Annotated in this window: 17 protein-coding genes; 1 reads left to right on the top strand and 16 read right to left on the bottom strand. The window is 72.6% G+C overall.

Annotated elements, in window-relative coordinates; all coding sequences use genetic code 11:
* Positions 1 to 115: 115 nt before the first annotated feature.
* The 15 genes from AB2U05_RS27310 to pgsA all read right to left on the bottom strand — a co-directional run bounded on the left by AB2U05_RS27310 (position 116) and on the right by pgsA (position 13,402).
* The gene (locus tag AB2U05_RS27310) at positions 116 to 667 is read right to left on the bottom strand and encodes an adenine phosphoribosyltransferase (protein WP_045700548.1); all 552 of its coding nucleotides are present in this window, start codon (positions 665 to 667) and stop codon (positions 116 to 118) included.
* A 22-nt stretch (positions 668 to 689) separates the two neighbouring features.
* Positions 690 to 1,787: a protein translocase subunit SecF gene (secF, locus tag AB2U05_RS27305; RefSeq protein WP_369184505.1), complete on the bottom strand. Its 1,098-nt coding sequence runs from the start codon at positions 1,785 to 1,787 to the stop codon at positions 690 to 692.
* A gap of 4 nt (positions 1,788 to 1,791) precedes the next feature.
* Entirely contained in the window at positions 1,792 to 3,540 is a 1,749-nt protein-coding gene (secD, locus tag AB2U05_RS27300) for a protein translocase subunit SecD (protein ID WP_369186005.1), read from the bottom strand.
* Between the two features lie 239 nt (positions 3,541 to 3,779).
* The gene (yajC, locus tag AB2U05_RS27295; RefSeq protein ID WP_052706225.1) at positions 3,780 to 4,181 is read right to left on the bottom strand and encodes a preprotein translocase subunit YajC; all 402 of its coding nucleotides are present in this window, start codon (positions 4,179 to 4,181) and stop codon (positions 3,780 to 3,782) included.
* 272 nt (positions 4,182 to 4,453) lie between these two features.
* Positions 4,454 to 5,548: a Holliday junction branch migration DNA helicase RuvB gene (gene ruvB / locus AB2U05_RS27290; protein ID WP_369184504.1), complete on the bottom strand. Its 1,095-nt coding sequence runs from the start codon at positions 5,546 to 5,548 to the stop codon at positions 4,454 to 4,456.
* 46 nt (positions 5,549 to 5,594) lie between these two features.
* On the bottom strand, positions 5,595 to 6,206 hold the full coding sequence (gene ruvA / locus AB2U05_RS27285; protein WP_045700556.1) for a Holliday junction branch migration protein RuvA: 612 nt from the start codon (positions 6,204 to 6,206) through the stop codon (positions 5,595 to 5,597).
* Complete coding sequence (gene ruvC / locus AB2U05_RS27280) at positions 6,203 to 6,760, bottom strand: crossover junction endodeoxyribonuclease RuvC (protein ID WP_045700587.1); 558 nt, start codon at positions 6,758 to 6,760, stop codon at positions 6,203 to 6,205. Before ruvC ends, ruvA begins: the two co-directional genes overlap by 4 nt.
* A gap of 151 nt (positions 6,761 to 6,911) precedes the next feature.
* Positions 6,912 to 7,670 carry a YebC/PmpR family DNA-binding transcriptional regulator gene (locus tag AB2U05_RS27275; RefSeq protein ID WP_045700558.1) on the bottom strand — a complete coding sequence of 253 codons (759 nt, stop codon included), beginning with the start codon at positions 7,668 to 7,670 and terminating at the stop codon, positions 6,912 to 6,914.
* Positions 7,671 to 7,748: 78 nt separating this feature from the next.
* A complete protein-coding gene (gene pdxT / locus AB2U05_RS27270; RefSeq protein WP_045700589.1) occupies positions 7,749 to 8,372 on the bottom strand; it encodes a pyridoxal 5'-phosphate synthase glutaminase subunit PdxT in 624 nt (207 codons plus the stop codon).
* 97 nt (positions 8,373 to 8,469) lie between these two features.
* Positions 8,470 to 9,381, bottom strand: coding sequence for a pyridoxal 5'-phosphate synthase lyase subunit PdxS (gene pdxS / locus AB2U05_RS27265; protein ID WP_045700561.1), 912 nt, complete (start codon positions 9,379 to 9,381; stop codon positions 8,470 to 8,472).
* A 130-nt stretch (positions 9,382 to 9,511) separates the two neighbouring features.
* On the bottom strand, positions 9,512 to 10,012 hold the full coding sequence (locus tag AB2U05_RS27260; RefSeq protein ID WP_045708636.1) for a hypothetical protein: 501 nt from the start codon (positions 10,010 to 10,012) through the stop codon (positions 9,512 to 9,514).
* Positions 10,013 to 10,095: 83 nt separating this feature from the next.
* Positions 10,096 to 10,464 carry a 5-carboxymethyl-2-hydroxymuconate Delta-isomerase gene (locus AB2U05_RS27255; RefSeq protein WP_045700566.1) on the bottom strand — a complete coding sequence of 123 codons (369 nt, stop codon included), beginning with the start codon at positions 10,462 to 10,464 and terminating at the stop codon, positions 10,096 to 10,098.
* Positions 10,465 to 10,541: 77 nt separating this feature from the next.
* A complete protein-coding gene (locus AB2U05_RS27250; protein WP_045700568.1) occupies positions 10,542 to 11,723 on the bottom strand; it encodes a glycosyltransferase family 4 protein in 1,182 nt (393 codons plus the stop codon).
* Positions 11,724 to 11,784: 61 nt separating this feature from the next.
* Positions 11,785 to 12,738 (bottom strand): phosphatidylinositol mannoside acyltransferase, encoded by a 954-nt coding sequence (locus tag AB2U05_RS27245; protein ID WP_045700570.1) that lies wholly within the window; start codon positions 12,736 to 12,738, stop codon positions 11,785 to 11,787.
* 16 nt (positions 12,739 to 12,754) lie between these two features.
* Positions 12,755 to 13,402 (bottom strand): phosphatidylinositol phosphate synthase, encoded by a 648-nt coding sequence (pgsA, locus tag AB2U05_RS27240; RefSeq protein WP_045700573.1) that lies wholly within the window; start codon positions 13,400 to 13,402, stop codon positions 12,755 to 12,757.
* A 290-nt stretch (positions 13,403 to 13,692) separates the two neighbouring features.
* Between pgsA and AB2U05_RS27235 the strand changes: the two genes are divergently transcribed.
* Positions 13,693 to 15,741, top strand: a complete 2,049-nt coding sequence (locus AB2U05_RS27235; RefSeq protein WP_045708621.1) for an elongation factor G-like protein EF-G2 — start codon at positions 13,693 to 13,695, stop codon at positions 15,739 to 15,741.
* On the opposite strand, the gene AB2U05_RS27230 is transcribed toward AB2U05_RS27235, so the two are convergent.
* Positions 15,729 to 16,184 carry a thiol-disulfide oxidoreductase DCC family protein gene (locus AB2U05_RS27230; RefSeq protein ID WP_244179072.1) on the bottom strand — a complete coding sequence of 152 codons (456 nt, stop codon included), beginning with the start codon at positions 16,182 to 16,184 and terminating at the stop codon, positions 15,729 to 15,731. The two genes, AB2U05_RS27235 and AB2U05_RS27230, sit on opposite strands and share 13 nt — an antisense overlap.
* Between the last annotated feature and the right edge of the window lie 44 nt (positions 16,185 to 16,228).

The following is a 16,228-nucleotide window of genomic DNA, read 5'->3' as shown; positions in this document are numbered from 1 at the left end:
GGAGGGGATGAATCTTCATGGTACCGAGCCGGGCGCCCCGCCGTTCATCCGGCCGGGCCCGGAAACGGAAGGACGGCGGTCGGATGATCCGACCGCCGTCCTTCGAACGCGTCCCTCAGACCGTGACCAGCGTCTCCAGCGGAGCGCCGTCCAGGTGCTCGGCCAGCCGCTCGCGGCCGTCCAGGAAGCCCAGCTCCATCAGCACCACGACGCCCGCCAGCTCGGCGCCGGCCTGCTTGACCAGGTCCAGCGAGGCCCCGATGGTGCCGCCGGTGGCCAGCACGTCGTCCACCACCAGCACCTTCTCACCGGGCGCGAAGGCGTCGCACTGCACCTCCAGCGTCGCCGAGCCGTACTCCAGCTCGTACGAACGCCGGAACACCTCGCCGGGCAGCTTGCCCTGCTTGCGGATCGGCACGAAGCCGAGCCCGGCCGCGAAGGCCGCCGGGGCCGCCAGCACGAAGCCGCGCGCCTCCAGACCCACCACCTTGGTCGCCCCGAGCTCCCGCGCCCGGTCCGCCAGCGCCCGGGTGAGGGCGCCGAAGGCCTCGGCGTCGGCGAGCAGCGGCGCGATGTCCTTGAACAGCACGCCCGGCTTCGGGTAGTCGGGGACGTCCCGGATCCGGCTGTTCAGCAGCTCGGCCAGGGCGGTGTCGGCGGTGGTCACGGTGTTTCCTTAGAGATCGGGTTCAGCGCTTGGTGGACGGACGGCCCTTGGCACGTGCGGTGCCGGCCGACCGGCCGCGCTGACCGACCATACCCGCAGGCTGCTCGTCCGCCTCGGCCTCATCGCCCCCGGCGGCCTCGGCCTCGGCCTTGGCGGCCGCCGACGCCCGGTGCCGAAGGACCTGCTTGCGCAGCTCCTTCATGTCCGGCTGCTCCTCCTTGAGCTGCGCCAGCAGCGGGGTGGCGACGCAGATCGAGGAGTAGGCACCGGCCGCGAGGCCGATGAACAGGGCGAGCGAGATGTCGTTCAGGGTGCCGGCGCCCAGCAGGCCGCCACCGATGAACAGCAGCGCGGCGACCGGCAGCAGCGCGACCACGGTGGTGTTGAGCGAGCGGACCAGGGTCTGGTTGAGGCCCGCGTTGGCCGCCTCGCTGTAGGTGAGCTTGTTCTGCTTGGTGAGCCCCTTGGTGTTCTCCTTCACGGTGTCGAAGACGACGACCGTGTCGTAGAGCGAGTACCCGAGGATCGTCAGGAAGCCGATCACCGTACCGGGGGTGACCTCGAAGCCCACCAGGGCGTACACGCCGATGGTGATCAGCAGGTCGTGCAGCAGGGCTACCAGGGCCGCCACCGCCATCCGCCACTCGAAGGCGATCGCCAGGTAGACCGTCACCAGGATCATGAAGACGATCAGACCGGTGAGCGCCTTCTGGGAGATCTGCTTGCCCCAGCTGGGGCCGATCACCTGGGCCTCGACGGTGTCCAGCGGCACGCTGAGCTTCTGCGAGAGCTCGGAGCGGACCTGGTCCGAGCTCTTCGTCTCGTCGGTGCTGACCTGGATGCGGATCTTGCCGTTGTCGGTCGACTGCACCAGCGGGTGCGAGGAGACGATGTTGTCAGCCGTCTCCTGCGCCTGCGAGACGGTCAGCCCCGGCTTGCTGACGGTGTAGACCGAGCCGCCCTTGAACTCGATGCCCAGGTGCAGGCCCATGGCCAGGCCGATCGCCGCGACCAGCACGATCACGCCGGAGATGGAGTACCAGAGCTTGCGGCGCCCGACGAAGTCGAAGCTGACCTCGCCCTGGTAGAGCCGGTGGCCCAGATTGGAGAAGCGCGACACGGTGTCAGGCCTCCTTCACGGCGGCAGAGGAGGAGGGGCGACGGCGGGTGCTGCGCAGCGGCGGGCGGGCGCCCAGTCGCTTCGGGTCCAGGCCGGACCACGGGTGGCCGTTGGAGAAGAACTTGCGCCGGGCCAGCAGCGTGATCAGCGGCTTGGTGAAGAGGAAGATCACCACGACGTCGAGCGCGGTGGTCAGGCCGAGCGTGAAGGCGAAGCCCTGGACCTTGCCGACCGAGACGACGTACAGCACGGCGGCACAGAGGAAGGACACGAAGTCCGAGACCAGGATGGTGCGCCGGGCGCGCGGCCAGGCCCGCTGGACGGCCGGGCGCAGCGGGGCGCCCTCGCGGACCTCGTCGCGGATGCGCTCGAAGTACACGATGAAGGAGTCCGCGGTGATGCCGATCGCGACGATGGCGCCGCAGACCGCCGGCAGGTTCAGCGCGAAGCCGATCCCGCCGCCGAGCAGGCTCATGATCGAGTAGGTCAGGGCCGCCGAGACGAGCAGACCGGCGATCGAGACCAGGCCCAGGCCGCGGTAGTAGACGAGCGAGTAGGCGACCACCAGCAGCATGCCGATCGCGCCGGCGACCAGGCCGGCCTTCAGCTGGTCGTTGCCCAGGGCCGGGGAGACGGTGGTGACGTCGCTCTTGTTGAACTCCAGCGGCAGGGCGCCGTAGCTGAGCACGTTGGCGAGGTCGTCCGCCTCGGACTGGCTGAACTGGCCGGTGATGACCGCACTACCGCCCGAGATCGGGCCGTTGACCCGCGGGTGGGAGACGACCTCGTTGTCCAGCACGATGGCGAACTGGTTGGTCGGCGGCGTCTGGCTGGCCAGCTTGGTGGTGACCGAGCTGAAGGCGTCGCTGCCGGTGTTGTCGAACCCCAGCTGGACCTGCCAGCCGCCACCGGTCTGGTTGTCGAAGATCGCCTGCGCCTTGGAGACGTTCCCGCCCTTCACGGCCACCGGGCCGAGCGCCAGCTTCTGGTAGAAGCCCTGCTCGGGCTTCTGGGAGCAGGCGAGGACGGCCTTGTCGTCGGCGCCGCTCTGCGCGATGCGGGCCTCGGGCTTGGAGCAGTCCAGTGCGGCCCACGCGGCGGACAGCTCCGGCGGGACGGTGCCCTGGGTCAGCAGGCTGCTCGGGTCGGCCGGGTTCTGCTGGGCCGGCGGGGTCGCGGCGGCGCTCGGGGCGCCGCTGGCGGCCGCGGCGGGCGTGCCGGTCGCGGACGGGGCCGCGCTCGCGCCGGTGGCGGCCGCGGACGGCGTGGTGCCCTCGGCGGCCAGCGCCTCGCTGGCCGGGCGGCCCTGCTTGGTGGCGCTCGCGGTCGCGGACGGCGTCGCGGCCGGCGCGGTGCTCGCGGACGGGGTGGCGCCCGCGGACGGGGTGGCGGCCGGGGTCCCGGAGGCACCGGCCGAGGGGGTGGCGGTGGCCGCGGGGGCCGGCACGCCGCTGGGGGCCACGGCCAGGACCGGGCGGAAGAACAGCTTCGCGGTGGTACCGACCTGGTCCGCCGCGTTCTGCTTGTCCCCGCCCTTGGGGATGTTCACGATGATCGTGTCCGAGCCTTGGGTCTGGACCTCCGCCTCGGAGACACCCATCCCGTTGACCCGGCGCTCCATGATCCCGACGGCGATGTCCATGTTCGCCTTGGTGAGCGCCTTGGGATCGGTCGACTTGGCGGTCAGCGTGATGCTGGTGCCGCCGGCGAGGTCGATTCCGAGCCTGGGCTTGGTGTTGCCCGTCCCGAACATGAGGGCGACCAGTCCGACGGTGACGACCAGGATGAGGGCCAGCGCCCGCCCTGGGTAGCCGTCGCGCGGGCGCGACTTGGGTGTTGCCACCTTGCTCGTTTCTCCCTGTCCATGCCACGTCGCCAACCGGACCCCCGTCCGGCTCGTGGCTGGACGGGGGGCATGGTGGTCTCGCGGCCCTGAGGTCCTGTGGGCTCGCGGCACACTGCGCCGCGCGGCCGGGCGGGTGCCCGACCGTCTTACTTGCTCGCGGGAGCCCCGCCCTCGGCGTCGCCCTTCTCCGCGCTCTCCTTGCTGAGCGACAGCGGCTCGCCCTCGACCGGCACGGCGTCCTCGGCCTCCGGCTCGGGCAGCTCGTCATCGGCGGGGCGGCCGTTGATGATCGCGTCGTACTCCTGGGGGTCCAGGACGGCGGCGATCGCACTCTTGGTGAAGTGGGTGACCACGCCGGGCGCGATCTCCAGCTCGACGGTCTCCTCGTTGACCGCCTTCACCTGGGCGTACAGGCCACCGATGGTGCGCACTCCCGCCCCGGGCTCCAGCGCGGTCTGCATCTGCGACATCTGCGCCTGGCGCTTCTTCTGCGCCCGGAACATGAACACGATCAGGAGAACGGGGAGGAGGAGGATGATGAGGTTCACTGCAGCCAGGGTCCTTTACGGGCCGCCGGCCGGCGGCCTGTGTGGTATTGGTCGGCCCGTCAGGTGAGAGGGGCGGTCCGGCGGAGTCTAGGCGACCCCGAACTGATCGGACAACGCCAAGCATCGCATCCTGCCGCCGAAAGTGGCGAGCCTCCGCCTGCACGGTTTCCCCGGACTTCTTCCCTGGCATCTCCGCGAGCGACCGGTCCGCCACCGGGCGGGAACCAGTCGGCACCCCCCACCCGTTCCTCACCCGATCGGAGCAGCGCCCGTCAACTCTCCTCGGCCGGGAACAGCTCCGGCTGGGGCGGCACCGCACCGCGGGTGGTCTTGACCGGCGGGCCGCCCTGGACCGGCGGGGTGAGGCCGAGGTGCTGCCAGGCGGCCGCGGTGGCGATCCGCCCGCGCGGGGTCCGGGCCAGCAGGCCCTCGCGGACCAGGAACGGCTCGGCGACCTCCTCGACGGTCTCCGCCTCCTCCCCCACCGCGACGGCCAGTGTCGACAAACCGACCGGACCGCCGCCGAACAGCCGCAGCAGCGCGTCCAGCACCGCGCGGTCCAGCCGGTCCAGACCGCGGGCGTCCACCTCGTAGACGTCCAGCGCCTGGGCGGCGATCCCGGCGGTGACCTGGCCGTCGTGCCGCACCTGGGCGTAGTCGCGGACCCGGCGCAGCAGCCGGTTGGCGATGCGCGGCGTGCCGCGCGAGCGCCCGGCGATCTCGGCCGCGCCGGCCGGGTCTATCTCGACGTCCAGCAGCGCCGCCGAGCGGTGCACCACCCGCTGCAGCTCGGCCGGGGCGTAGAACTCCATGTGCCCGGTGAAGCCGAACCGGTCGCGCAGCGGCGGCGGCAGCAGGCCGGCCCGGGTGGTGGCGCCGACCAGGGTGAACGGCGGCAGCTCCAGCGGGATGGCGGTGGCGCCCGGGCCCTTGCCGACGATCACGTCGACCCGGAAGTCCTCCATCGCCATGTAGAGCATCTCCTCGGCCGGCCGGGACATCCGGTGGATCTCGTCGAGGAAGAGCACCTCGCCCTCGGTGAGCGAGGACAGGATCGCCGCGAGGTCCCCCGCGTGCTGGATCGCCGGGCCGGAGGTGATCCGGATCGGGGCGCCCAGCTCGGCGGCGATGATCATGGACAGGGTGGTCTTGCCCAGCCCGGGCGGCCCGCTCAGCAGCACGTGGTCGGGCGCGCTGCCGCGCTTGCGGGCCGCCTGCAGCACCAGCGACAGCTGCTCGCGCACCCGCTCCTGGCCGATGAACTCGTCCAGCAGCTTGGGGCGCAGCGCCGCCTCCACCGCCTGGTCCTCGCCATCGGCGGCGGCCGTGACCAGCCGGTCGGCGGGGTCGGAGTCGTACGGACTCATCTCTGCGGGCTCCATGGTCGACAAACTGACAGGTCGTCAAACTGCTTCAGCGGGCGCGGTTCAGACCGCGCAGCGCGAGCCGCAGCAGGGCGCCGACGTCCGGCGTCTGCTGGGCCTGCGCCTCCGGGGTGACGGCGGCCACCGCCTCGTCCGCCTCGCGCGGGGCGTAGCCGAGACCGGTCAGCGCGGCGTGCAGCTGGTCGCTCCACGGCGCCGGGCCGGCGGCGATCGGCTTCTGCGCGGGCACCGCGCCGAGCGGGGCGCCGAGCTTGTCCTTGTACTCCAGCAGCAGCTTCGCCGCCTTCGCCTTGCCGATGCCGGGGACGGCGACCAGCGCCTTCTCGTCCCCGCCCGCCACCGCGGCGCGCAGCGCGTCCGGGCTGTGCACGCCGAGGATCGCCTGCGCCAGCTTGGGGCCGACGCCCGGCGCCGCCTGCAGGATCTCGAACACGGCCCGCTCGTCGTCGTCCGCGAAGCCGAACAGGGTCAGCGAGTCCTCCCGGACGACCAGCGAGGTCGCCAGCCGGGCGGGCTCACCGAGCCGCAGCCCGGCCAGGGTGTTCGGGGTGCACTGCACCGCCATGCCGACCCCGCCGACCTCGATCACCGCGACACCGGCGGAGACGGCCGCGACGGGCCCTTGGACGAAGGCGATCACCGGGCACTGCCTTTCAGAGGGGAGGGGTCCTTCAGGGGGGTGGCGCGGGCGGCCTGGACGGCGGCCTGCAGCCGGTTGGTCGTCCCGCCGCGCCAGATGTGGCAGATGGCCAGCGCCAGCGCGTCGGCGGCGTCGGCCGGCTTGGGCGGGGCGTCCAGCCGCAGCAGGCGCTGCACCATCGCGGTGACCTGCGCCTTGTCGGCCCGGCCGGAGCCGGTGACGGCCGCCTTGACCTCGCTCGGGGTGTGCAGCGTGACGGGGATGCCGCGCCGGGTGGCGCAGAGCATGGCGACGGCGCTGGCCTGCGCGGTGCCCATCACGGTGCGGACGTTGTGCTGGGCGAAGACCCGCTCGACGGCGACCAGGTCCGGCCGGTGCTCGTCCAGCCAGGCCTCCAGGCCCTGCTCGACCAGCAGCAGCCGCTGCCCGATCTCCGCCTCCGCGGGGGTGCGCACGACGCCGACCCCGGCCATCCGCAGCGGCCGGCCCGGCGCGCCCTCGACCACACCGACCCCGCACCTGGTCAGCCCCGGGTCCACGCCCAGTACCCGCACCACGTCGCCCCGCCCGTCTCTTTCCGTCGCCGACCTGCGAAGGCTACCGCCAGGGTCCGACAACCCCACCGGACGACACCGGCCCGGCGGTCCAGGGACCACCGGGCCGGGCAGTGAGAACGATCACTCGCCGTCGATCAGTCGGCGTCGATCACTCGGCGTCGAGCTGCGCACCGACCTCGTCGGAGATGTCGAAGTTGGCGAAGACGTTCTGCACGTCGTCGCTGTCCTCCAGCGCGTCGATCAGCTTCAGGATCTTGCGGGCGCCGTCGACGTCCAGCTCGACCTGCATGCTCGGGAGGAAGTTGGCCTCGGCCGAGTCGTAGTCGACGCCCGCGTCCACCAGCGCGGTGCGCACGGCGACCATCTTGGAGGCCTCGGAGACGATCTCGAAGGACTCGCCGAGGTCGTTGATCTCCTCGGGCTCCTGGTCCAGGACGACCTCGAAGAGCTTGTCCTCGTCCACGCCGTCAGCCTTGGGGACGATCACGACGCCCTTGCGGGTGAACAGGTACGACACCGAGCCCGGGTCGGCCATCGAGCCGCCGTTGCGGGTCATCGCGACGCGCACGTCGGAGGCCGCGCGGTTGCGGTTGTCGGTGAGGCACTCGATCAGGACGGCGACGCCGTTCGGGCCGTAGCCCTCGTACATGATGGTCTGGTAGTCGGCGCCGCCGGCCTCCAGACCGCCACCGCGCTTGACGGCGCGGTTGATGTTGTCGATCGGGACCGAGCTCTTCTTCGCCTTCTGGATGGCGTCGTAGAGGGTCGGGTTGCCCTGCGGGTCGGGACCGCCGGTGCGCGCCGCCACCTCGATGTTCTTGATCATCTTGGCGAAGAGCTTGCCGCGCTTGGCGTCGATCACGGCCTTCTTGTGCTTGGTGGTAGCCCACTTAGAGTGGCCGGACATCGCCAGCTCCTTTACGTCGCCAAAGGGAAATGAACAGATGAGATCTTACCGGTGTCGCCACCGGTGAGGCGCACACGGTCAGCGCGCGGCCACGGCGAGGTGCTCCTCGACCATCCGCACGAAGTACCCGTGCACCCGGTGATCGCCGGTCAGCTCCGGGTGGAAGGACGTGGCCAGCAGGTTTCCCTGGCGCACGGCGACGATCCGGCTGTCCGGGCCGTCCGCGGCGGGCAGCTCGGCCAGCACCTCGACGCCCGCGCCGACCTCCTCGACCCAGGGGGCGCGGATGAACACGCCGTGCACCGGGGCGTCGCCCAGGCCGGCGAAGTCGATCCCGGACTCGAAGGACTCGTTCTGACGGCCGAAGGCGTTGCGGCGCACGGTCATGTCGATGCCGCCGACCGTCTCCTGGTCGTCCCGGCCGTCCAGGATCTTGTCGGCCAGCATGATCATGCCCGCGCAGGTGCCGTACACCGGCATCCCGGCGGCGACCCGGTCGCGCAGCGGCTGCATCACGTCGAACAGCAGCGCCAGCTTGGACATGGTGGTGGACTCCCCGCCGGGGATCACCAGCGCGTCGACCTCGGCCAGCTCCTCGGCGCGGCGCACCGGACGGGCGAGCGCGTCGGCCTCGGCCAGCGCCACCAGGTGCTCGCGGACGTCGCCCTGCAGGGCGAGGACGCCGATGACAGGAGTGCTCACGGTCTTCAACCTCTATCGATCGTTACTACGGACGTACGCGGCGCGGCCCGCCGCGCGCCGAGGCGCAACGGCGGGCCGGCTCGGCGGGGGGCGGTGACTACCAGCCGCGGTTGGCGTAGCGCTCGGTCTCCGGCAGGGTGTCGCAGTTGATGCCGACCATGGCCTCGCCCAGGTTGCGGGAGGCGTCCGCGATGACCTTCGGGTCGTCGAAGAAGGTGGTGGCCTTCACGATCGCGGCGGCACGCTTGGCCGGGTCGCCCGACTTGAAGATGCCGGAGCCGACGAAGACGCCCTCGGCGCCCAGCTGGCGCATCAGCGCGGCGTCGGCCGGGGTGGCCACGCCACCGGCGGAGAACAGCACGACCGGCAGCTTGCCGAGCTCGGCGACCTCCTTGACCAGCTCGTACGGGGCGCGCAGCTCCTTGGCGGCGGCGTACAGCTCGTTGTTGTCGAAGCCGCGCAGCTTGGCGATCTCGTTCTTGATCTGGCGCAGGTGGCGGACGGCCTCGACGACGTTGCCGGTGCCGGCCTCACCCTTCGAGCGGATCATGGCCGCGCCCTCGGCGATGCGGCGCAGGGCCTCGCCCAGGTTGGTGGCGCCGCAGACGAAGGGGGTGGTGAAGGCCCACTTGTCCGAGTGGTTGACCTCGTCGGCCGGGGTCAGCACCTCGGACTCGTCGATGTAGTCGACGCCGAGCGACTGCAGGACCTGGGCCTCGACGAAGTGGCCGATGCGGGACTTGGCCATCACCGGGATGGAGACCGCCCCGATGATCTCCTCGATCATGTTGGGGTCGGACATGCGGGCCACGCCGCCGTCCTTGCGGATGTCCGCCGGCACCCGCTCCAGCGCCATGACGGCCACCGCACCGGCGTCCTCGGCGATCTTGGCCTGCTCGGCGTTGACCACGTCCATGATCACACCGCCCTTGAGCTGCTCGGCCATGCCGCGCTTGACCCGGGCGGTGCCGATCTGCGGCTGGTCTGCGGTGGTGGGGGTGGTGGACACGTGAGACCTCACTCCAAGGATGAACCAGTGCTATCGCCCTATGGTAGGCCGGACGAGTGGCCCCTCCATGTGCCACCGAGTCCAGCCAGGACGACGGGATGCGACAAACGGGCCGTATCCGGGGGACAGCCTAAGCAGGCGCTCCCTCGGGCGTGAGAGCGGGCGGCGGGGCGTCGTCCATCTCGAACGCCAGCGGGAACGGCGCCCTCCCCGCCAGCCGGAAGTACCGCACCAACCGGTGCTCGCGCACCGCCCGCGCCGCCCGCACCGCGTCGTTGTGGAACCGGCGGGCCATCGGCACCCGGCGCACCGCGGCCGTCAGGTCACGAACCGCCTCCTCGCCGCCCGGCTCCGCCACCAGCGCCGCCACCTGCTCCGGCTCCTCGAACACCGCCCGCAGCGCCAGGCTCAGCTGGCTCTCCGCCACCTCGCGCTGCTCGTCGTCCGCCTGCCGCGCCGCGTGCGCCGCGTCCAGCAGCAGCAGCGAGGCCGCCGGGTCCAGCAGCGAGGACGTCGCCAGCTCCATCGCCACCGACGCCCGGCGGACCAGCTGCGCGTCCAGCGCCGCCCGCGCGGCGTCGATCCGGGCGTGCAGCCGGTCCAGCCGGCCGGCCGTCCAACTCAGGTACATGCCGAACAGCACCACGGCCACGCCGGCCCAGATCCAGGTAGTCACGGACCGCAACGTTACCGGGTGTCACCCGTGGGCCCCGGTCATCCCCGAACGGTCGCGCTCCGGTAGCTGTCCCGGTCGATGTCCGCCACGTCCACCGCGGTGAACAGCCGCACCCCCGGCCCCGGCCTCACGTGCTCGGCCAGCAGCGCCAGCACGCCCTCGCTCAGCGCCGCCTTCGCCTCCGGCGTGCGGCCGGGGAACAGCTGGAACTGGACGAACACCTGGGCGTCGGCCGGCGTCCCGGTCGTCCCCACGACCAGCGACTCCACCGGACGGAACACGGTCTTGCACGCCTCCGGCTTCGCGTCGACGGTCTCCTCCGCGAGCCGGTTGATCGCCAGGCCGAGCGCCCGGCGGTCGAAGGTGTCGGCCAGGTCGGCCGAGTAGTCGACGGAGATCTGCGGCATCGGTTGCTCCCGAGGGTCGGCCGGATCGAACGGTACGGTCGCCGACCCTAACCCCTGCCCGGCCCCGGAACCCGTGCTCAGTCCCGGGCCAGGCCGAACCGGCCGCGCCGGGTGCCGCGCACGTCCTCCACCACCGCGGCCTCCCCGGCCGTCACCGTCTCGTACACCGCCAGGATGTCCGCGCCGACCGTCGACCAGTCGAACCGCCGCACGTGCCGCGAAGCCGCCTCGCGCAACCGCTCCAGCCGCGCCGGATCCCCCAGCAGCCGCAGCGCCGTCCGCGCCAGCGCGTCCGCGTCCTCCACCGGGAACAGCTCCCCCGCGTCCCCGCCGTCCAGCACCTGCTTGAACGCGTCCAGGTCGCTCGCCAGCACCGGCGCACCCGCCGACATCGCCTCGACCAGGATGATCCCGAAGCTCTCGCCACCGGTGTTCGGCGCCACGTACAGGTCCACGCTGCGCAGCAGCCGGGCCTTCTCCCGGTCCGACACCATGCCCAGGAACTCCACCTGGCCCCGGAACTCCGGCGCCAGGCCCGCGACGGCCTCCGCCTCGTCGCCCTTGCCCGCCACCAGCAGCCGCACCCCCGGCCGCTCGGCCAGGATCCGCGGCAACGCCGCCAGCAGCGTCGGCAGCCCCTTGCGCGGCTCGTTGATCCGCCCGATGAAACCGATCGTGCCCGGCTCCCCCTTCGCCGCGTGGCCCATCCAGCGCTCGTCCGGCTCCGCCTCAGCGAAGAACCCGACGTCCACGCCGTTCGGGATCACCACCGCGTCGCCGCCCAGGTGCTCCACCAGCGTGCGCCGCGCGTACTCCGACACCGCGATCCGGGCCCGCATCTTCTCCAGGCCCGGTTGCAGGATCGGCGAGGCCGCGATCATCGCCCGCGACCGCGGGTTCGAGGTGTGGAACGTCCCCACCATCGGCCCGCTCGCCGACCACGCCGCCAGCATCGACAGGCTCGGCGAGGCCGGCTCGTGCACGTGCAGGATGTCGAACCGGCCGTCGTGCAGCCACCGCCGCACCCGCGCCGCCGACAGGAACCCGAAGCTCAGCCGCGCCACCGACCCGTTGTACGGCACCGCCACCGCCCGCCCCGCCGAGACCACGTACGGCGGCAGCGCCTCGTCGTCCTCGGCCGGCGCGAGCACCGACACCTCGTGGCCCAGGCCGATCAGGTGCTCGGCCAGGTCCCGGATGTGGAACTGCACCCCGCCGGGGACGTCCCAGTCGTACGGGCAGACGATGCCGATCTTCACGGGTTCCTCAAGCTCCTTCGGGCGGTCGCGGCGGTCGCGGCGGTCGTACGGGCGGGGCGGGTCAGGCGCCGGAGGCCTCGGCCGCCGGCTCGGCGGCCCGCGCCGCGGACGGCTCCCCGACCGTCCCGCGCACGGGCAGGTCGGCCAGCCAGAACTTCTGCAGCATGTGCCAGTCCTGCGGGTACTCGGCGATCGCCCGCTCCCACACCCGCGCCAGCGCCTGCGTCATCACCCGGGTCCGCTCCTGGCGGTCGCCCTCCTCCGGCGCCACCACCTCCGGGTGGATCCGCGCCCGCATCACCGGGCCGTCGTACCAGAGCGTCACCGGCAGCAGCGCCGCCCCGGTCCGCTGGCACAGCGCCGCCGGCCCGGCCGGCATCCGGGTCGCCTCACCGAAGAACGACACCTCGATGCCCGCCTCCGACAGGTCCCGGTCCCCCACCAGGCAGACCAGCCGACCCTCGCGCAGCCGCCGCGCCAACGTGCCGATCACGTTCACCGAGCCACCGGTCAGCGCCAGGACCTCCATGCCCTGGCCCTCCCGGAACGCCACGAACCGGTCGAACAGCCGCTCCGGCTTCAACCGCTCCGCCACCGTCGTGAACGGGTGGCCCTGCTGCGCCACCCACGTTCCCGCCAGGTCCCAGTTGCCCATGTGCGGCAGCGCTATCACCGCGCCCCGCCCGGCCTCCAACGGCGCCTTCAGGTGCTCGAAGCCCTCCACCCGGACGTCCCGGGCCACCCGCTCCCGGCTCCACACCGGCAGCCGGAACGACTCCATCCAGTAGCGCAGGTACGAGCGCATGCCCGCCCGCGACAGCTCCCGCAGCGCCGCCTCGTCCAGCTCCGGCCGGACCCGGCCCAGGTTCCGCTCCAGCTGGAGCACCCGCTTGCCGCGCTTGCGCCACGCGTAGTCCGCCAGCCGGTCGAACAGCCCGCGCGCCCACGACTCCGGCAGGTGCTTCAGCACCCCCCAGCCCAGCGCGTACGCCCAGTACACCAGTCGGTCCGTCACCGCAGGACGCCCCCCGTCAACTCCCGGCCGCCGCACGGTCGGCCTCGAACGCCTCGCGGCGCACGGTCAGCATCCGCTGGAACACCGTCACCAGGCTGCCCGCCGCCACCAGCCACAGCGCCACCGGCAGCAACCACTCCACGTACGGCACCCCGAACTTGTGCAGACCCGCGACCCCGGCCGCCACCAGGCTGGCCACCAGCCGCTCCGCCCGCTCCACCAGCCCCGACACGTCGCACGGCAGGCCCTGGCTCTCCGCCCGCGCCTTCGTGTAGGACACCACCAGGCCGCTCGCCAGGCAGAAGATCGCCACCGCGCACAGCAGGTTGTTGTCGCCCTGACCGGCGTACCACATGGCCAGACCGCCGAAGATCGCCGCGTCGGCGACCCGGTCCAGCGTGGAGTCCAGGAACGCCCCCCACTTGGTGCTCCGGCCCAGCTGCCGGGCCATGTTCCCGTCCACCAGGTCCGAGAAGATGAACAGCGTGATCGTGATGGTGCCCCAGAAGAACTCCCCACGCGGGAAGAACACCAGCGCACCGGCCACCGAACCGGCGGTACCGATCAGCGTCACGGCGTCCGGGCTCACGCCCAGCCGGATCAGGAACGCGGCGAACGGGGTCAGAACACGTGTGAAGAAGGCACGCGCGTATTTGTTGAGCATGGCCTTCCCAGCCGCTCCGATCCTCCAGGCACCCGCCTGGCGCGGCACGCGCGGCAGACGGCCGAACGGATCAGCCCGTCCGGCGCAACCATCGTAGCCACGCCCGGGACACCCTCCGTCGCACGCACCGCCGCTCCGCGCACCGGCCGCCGCCGCACACACGCACGGTCACCGACCACCCGTACGGCGGGCGCGCCGACCACCCGCACGACACGCGCCACCGCGACACCCGACCCTAGACTGCCAAAGACTGCCAAGAGACAGCCTCGGCGCCACGGGAGGAGACCCCGATGCCCGACCGCAGCACGGCACGAGCCGGCCAGGCACCCGCCGTCGCCCGCCCCCAGGACCTGCGCAACGTCGCCCTCATCGGCCCCGCCGGTGTGGGCAAGACCACCCTCGCCGAATCCCTCGCCCTCGCCGCCGGCGCCACCGGCCGCGCCGGCCGCGTCACCGACGGCACCACCGTCTCCGACCACGAGGACATCGAGCACCAGCAACAGCGCTCCGTCCAGCTCTCCCTCCTCCCCCTCGAATGGAAGGGCGTCAAGATCAACCTGATCGACCCGCCCGGCCACCCCGACTTCACCGCCGACCTGCGCGCCGCCCTCCACGCCGCCGACGCCGCCGTCTTCGTCGTCTCCGCCACCGACCCCGTCACCGCCCCCACCCGCGCCCTCTGGCGCCAATGCGCCGCCGAAGGCATCCCCCGCGCCATCGCCGTCGCCAAACTCGACCTCGCCCGCACCGCCTTCGACGACATCCTCACCGCCTGCCACGACGCCTTCGACCTGGGCCCCGACACCCTCCGCCCGCTCTTCCTCCCCGTCCACCACGACGGCCACCCGGACGGCAGCGTCGACCTCATCACCGGCGACACCTACGGCGACGCCACCCCCCTCCCCGACACCGGCCCCGCCCACGACAGCCTCGTCGAAGCCATCTCCGGCCAGGACGACACCCTCATGGAGCGCTACCTCGCCGGCGACCCCCTCGACCCCGACGCCCTCGAAGCCGGCCTGCGCCGCGAAGTCCTCGCCTGCACCCTCCACCCCGCCGTCCCCACCAGCGAGAACGGCCTCGGCGCCGCCGAACTCCTCGACCTCATCACCCACGCCTTCCCCGACCCCACCGAACGCACCCGCCCCGCCCCCGCCTGCGACCCCGACGCCCCCCTCGCCGCCCAGGTCATCCGCGTCACCGGCGACGCCTACGTCGGACGGATCAGCCTCCTGCGCCTCTACGCCGGCACCCTGCGCCCCGACACCAAGATCCACCTCAGCGGCCCCGCCCACACCGCCGACCAGAACGGCGACGACCGCGTCACCGCCCTCACCAGCCCCTTCGGCAAACTCCAGCGCCCCGTCCCGCACGCCATCGCCGGCGACCTCGTCTGCGCCGCCAAACTCACCACCGCCCGCGCCGGCGACACCGTCCACGAGCCCGGCCACCCCGTCGACCTCGACGGCTGGACGCTCCCCGAACCCCTGCTCCCCATCGCCGTCGAAGCCCACAGCAAGGCCGACGACGACAAACTGTCCCAAGCCCTCACCCGCCTCGCCGCCGAAGACCCCGCCCTGCGCGTCGAACAGAACCCCGACACCCACCAGCTCGTCCTCTGGTGCACCGGCGAAGCCCACGCCGACGTCGTCCTCGACCGCCTGCGCACCCGCCACGGCGTCCACGTCGACACCGTCGAACCCAAGGTCGCCCTCCGCGAGACCTTCGGCACCGCCGCCGCCGGCCACGGCCGCCTCGTCAAACAGTCCGGCGGCCACGGCCAGTACGCCATCTGCGACCTCGAGGTCGAACCCCTCCCCGCCGGCTCCGGCTTCGAGTTCCAGGAACACGTCGTCGGCGGCGCCGTCCCCAAACACTTCATCCCCTCCGTCGAGAAGGGCGTCCGCGCCCAACTCGCCAAAGGCGTCGCCACCGGCCACCCCCTCGTCGACGTCCGCGTCACCCTCACCGACGGCAAGGCGCACTCCGTCGACTCCTCCGACGCCTCCTTCCAGAACGCCGCCGCCCTCGCCCTGCGCGACGCCGCCGAGCACGCCGTCATCCGCCTGCTCGAACCCGTCGCCGCCGTCACCGTCCTGCTCCCCGACGACTACCTCGGCGCCGTCCTCGGCGACCTCTCCGCCCGCCGCGGCCGCGTCCTCGGCACCGAGACCGGCGGCCCCGGCCTCACCCTGCTGCGCGCCGAAGTCCCCGAACTCGAACTCGTCCGCTACCCGATCGACCTGCGCTCACTCACCCACGGCACCGCCGAGTTCACCCGCGCCCACCTGCGCCACGAACCCATGCCCCCCGCCCTCGCCGAGCGCTACACCGACTGAACGGGCTTCCGGTTCGGCAGCGCGCACGCCGCCGTACCCCCCGGCATCCGGTGCCGGTTGCGCGCCACCCAGCGGTACACCACCGCCGCCACCGGCCGCACCGGCGCCAGCGCCAACACCGCGCCCGCGTACGCCCACACGCCCCCGGAGCGCATCAGCAACCGCGCCACCGCCTGCGCGCCCCCGTACACCCGGCCCGCCGGCGTCACCCACAGCACCTCGCGCTCCGCCCGCTCGGCCGACACCTCGCCCCGACCACCCGCCAACGCGTCCAGCTCCGCCAGATCCGCGAACTGGAACGGCACCGCCTCCCAGCCCCCCGAGGCCAAGGTCTGCCGCAGGTACCGCTCACCCCACCGCACGCAGGACGAGCAGAACGCGCAATCCCCGTCGAAAACCAGCACCGGATCCTTCACGGCAACCTCCCCGAACTCGCGGAACACCTCCATCCTCCTCCGCCCTCACACACCCCGCCCCACCGGGTATC

Source organism: Streptomyces sp. Y1 (assembly GCF_041053115.1).
GTDB lineage: Bacteria > Actinomycetota > Actinomycetes > Streptomycetales > Streptomycetaceae > Kitasatospora > Kitasatospora rubellomurina.
Note: the sequence above shows the minus strand (reverse complement) of the source record. Positions and strands in the feature narration are given on the sequence as shown.

Bases quoted from the DNA above. Each gene is read 5' to 3' on its own strand.
- secD (WP_369186005.1), bottom strand. From the start codon at position 3,540: ATGTTCGGGACGGGCAACACCAAGCCCAGGCTCGGAATCGACCTCGCC.
- ruvB (WP_369184504.1), bottom strand. From the start codon at position 5,548: ATGAGTCCGTACGACTCCGACCCCGCCGACCGGCTGGTCACGGCCGCC.
- AB2U05_RS27275 (WP_045700558.1), bottom strand. From the start codon at position 7,670: ATGTCCGGCCACTCTAAGTGGGCTACCACCAAGCACAAGAAGGCCGTG.
- AB2U05_RS27260 (WP_045708636.1), bottom strand. From the start codon at position 10,012: ATGTACCTGAGTTGGACGGCCGGCCGGCTGGACCGGCTGCACGCCCGG.
- AB2U05_RS27255 (WP_045700566.1), bottom strand. From the start codon at position 10,464: ATGCCGCAGATCTCCGTCGACTACTCGGCCGACCTGGCCGACACCTTC.
- pgsA (WP_045700573.1), bottom strand. From the start codon at position 13,402: ATGCTCAACAAATACGCGCGTGCCTTCTTCACACGTGTTCTGACCCCG.
- AB2U05_RS27235 (WP_045708621.1), top strand. From the start codon at position 13,693: ATGCCCGACCGCAGCACGGCACGAGCCGGCCAGGCACCCGCCGTCGCC.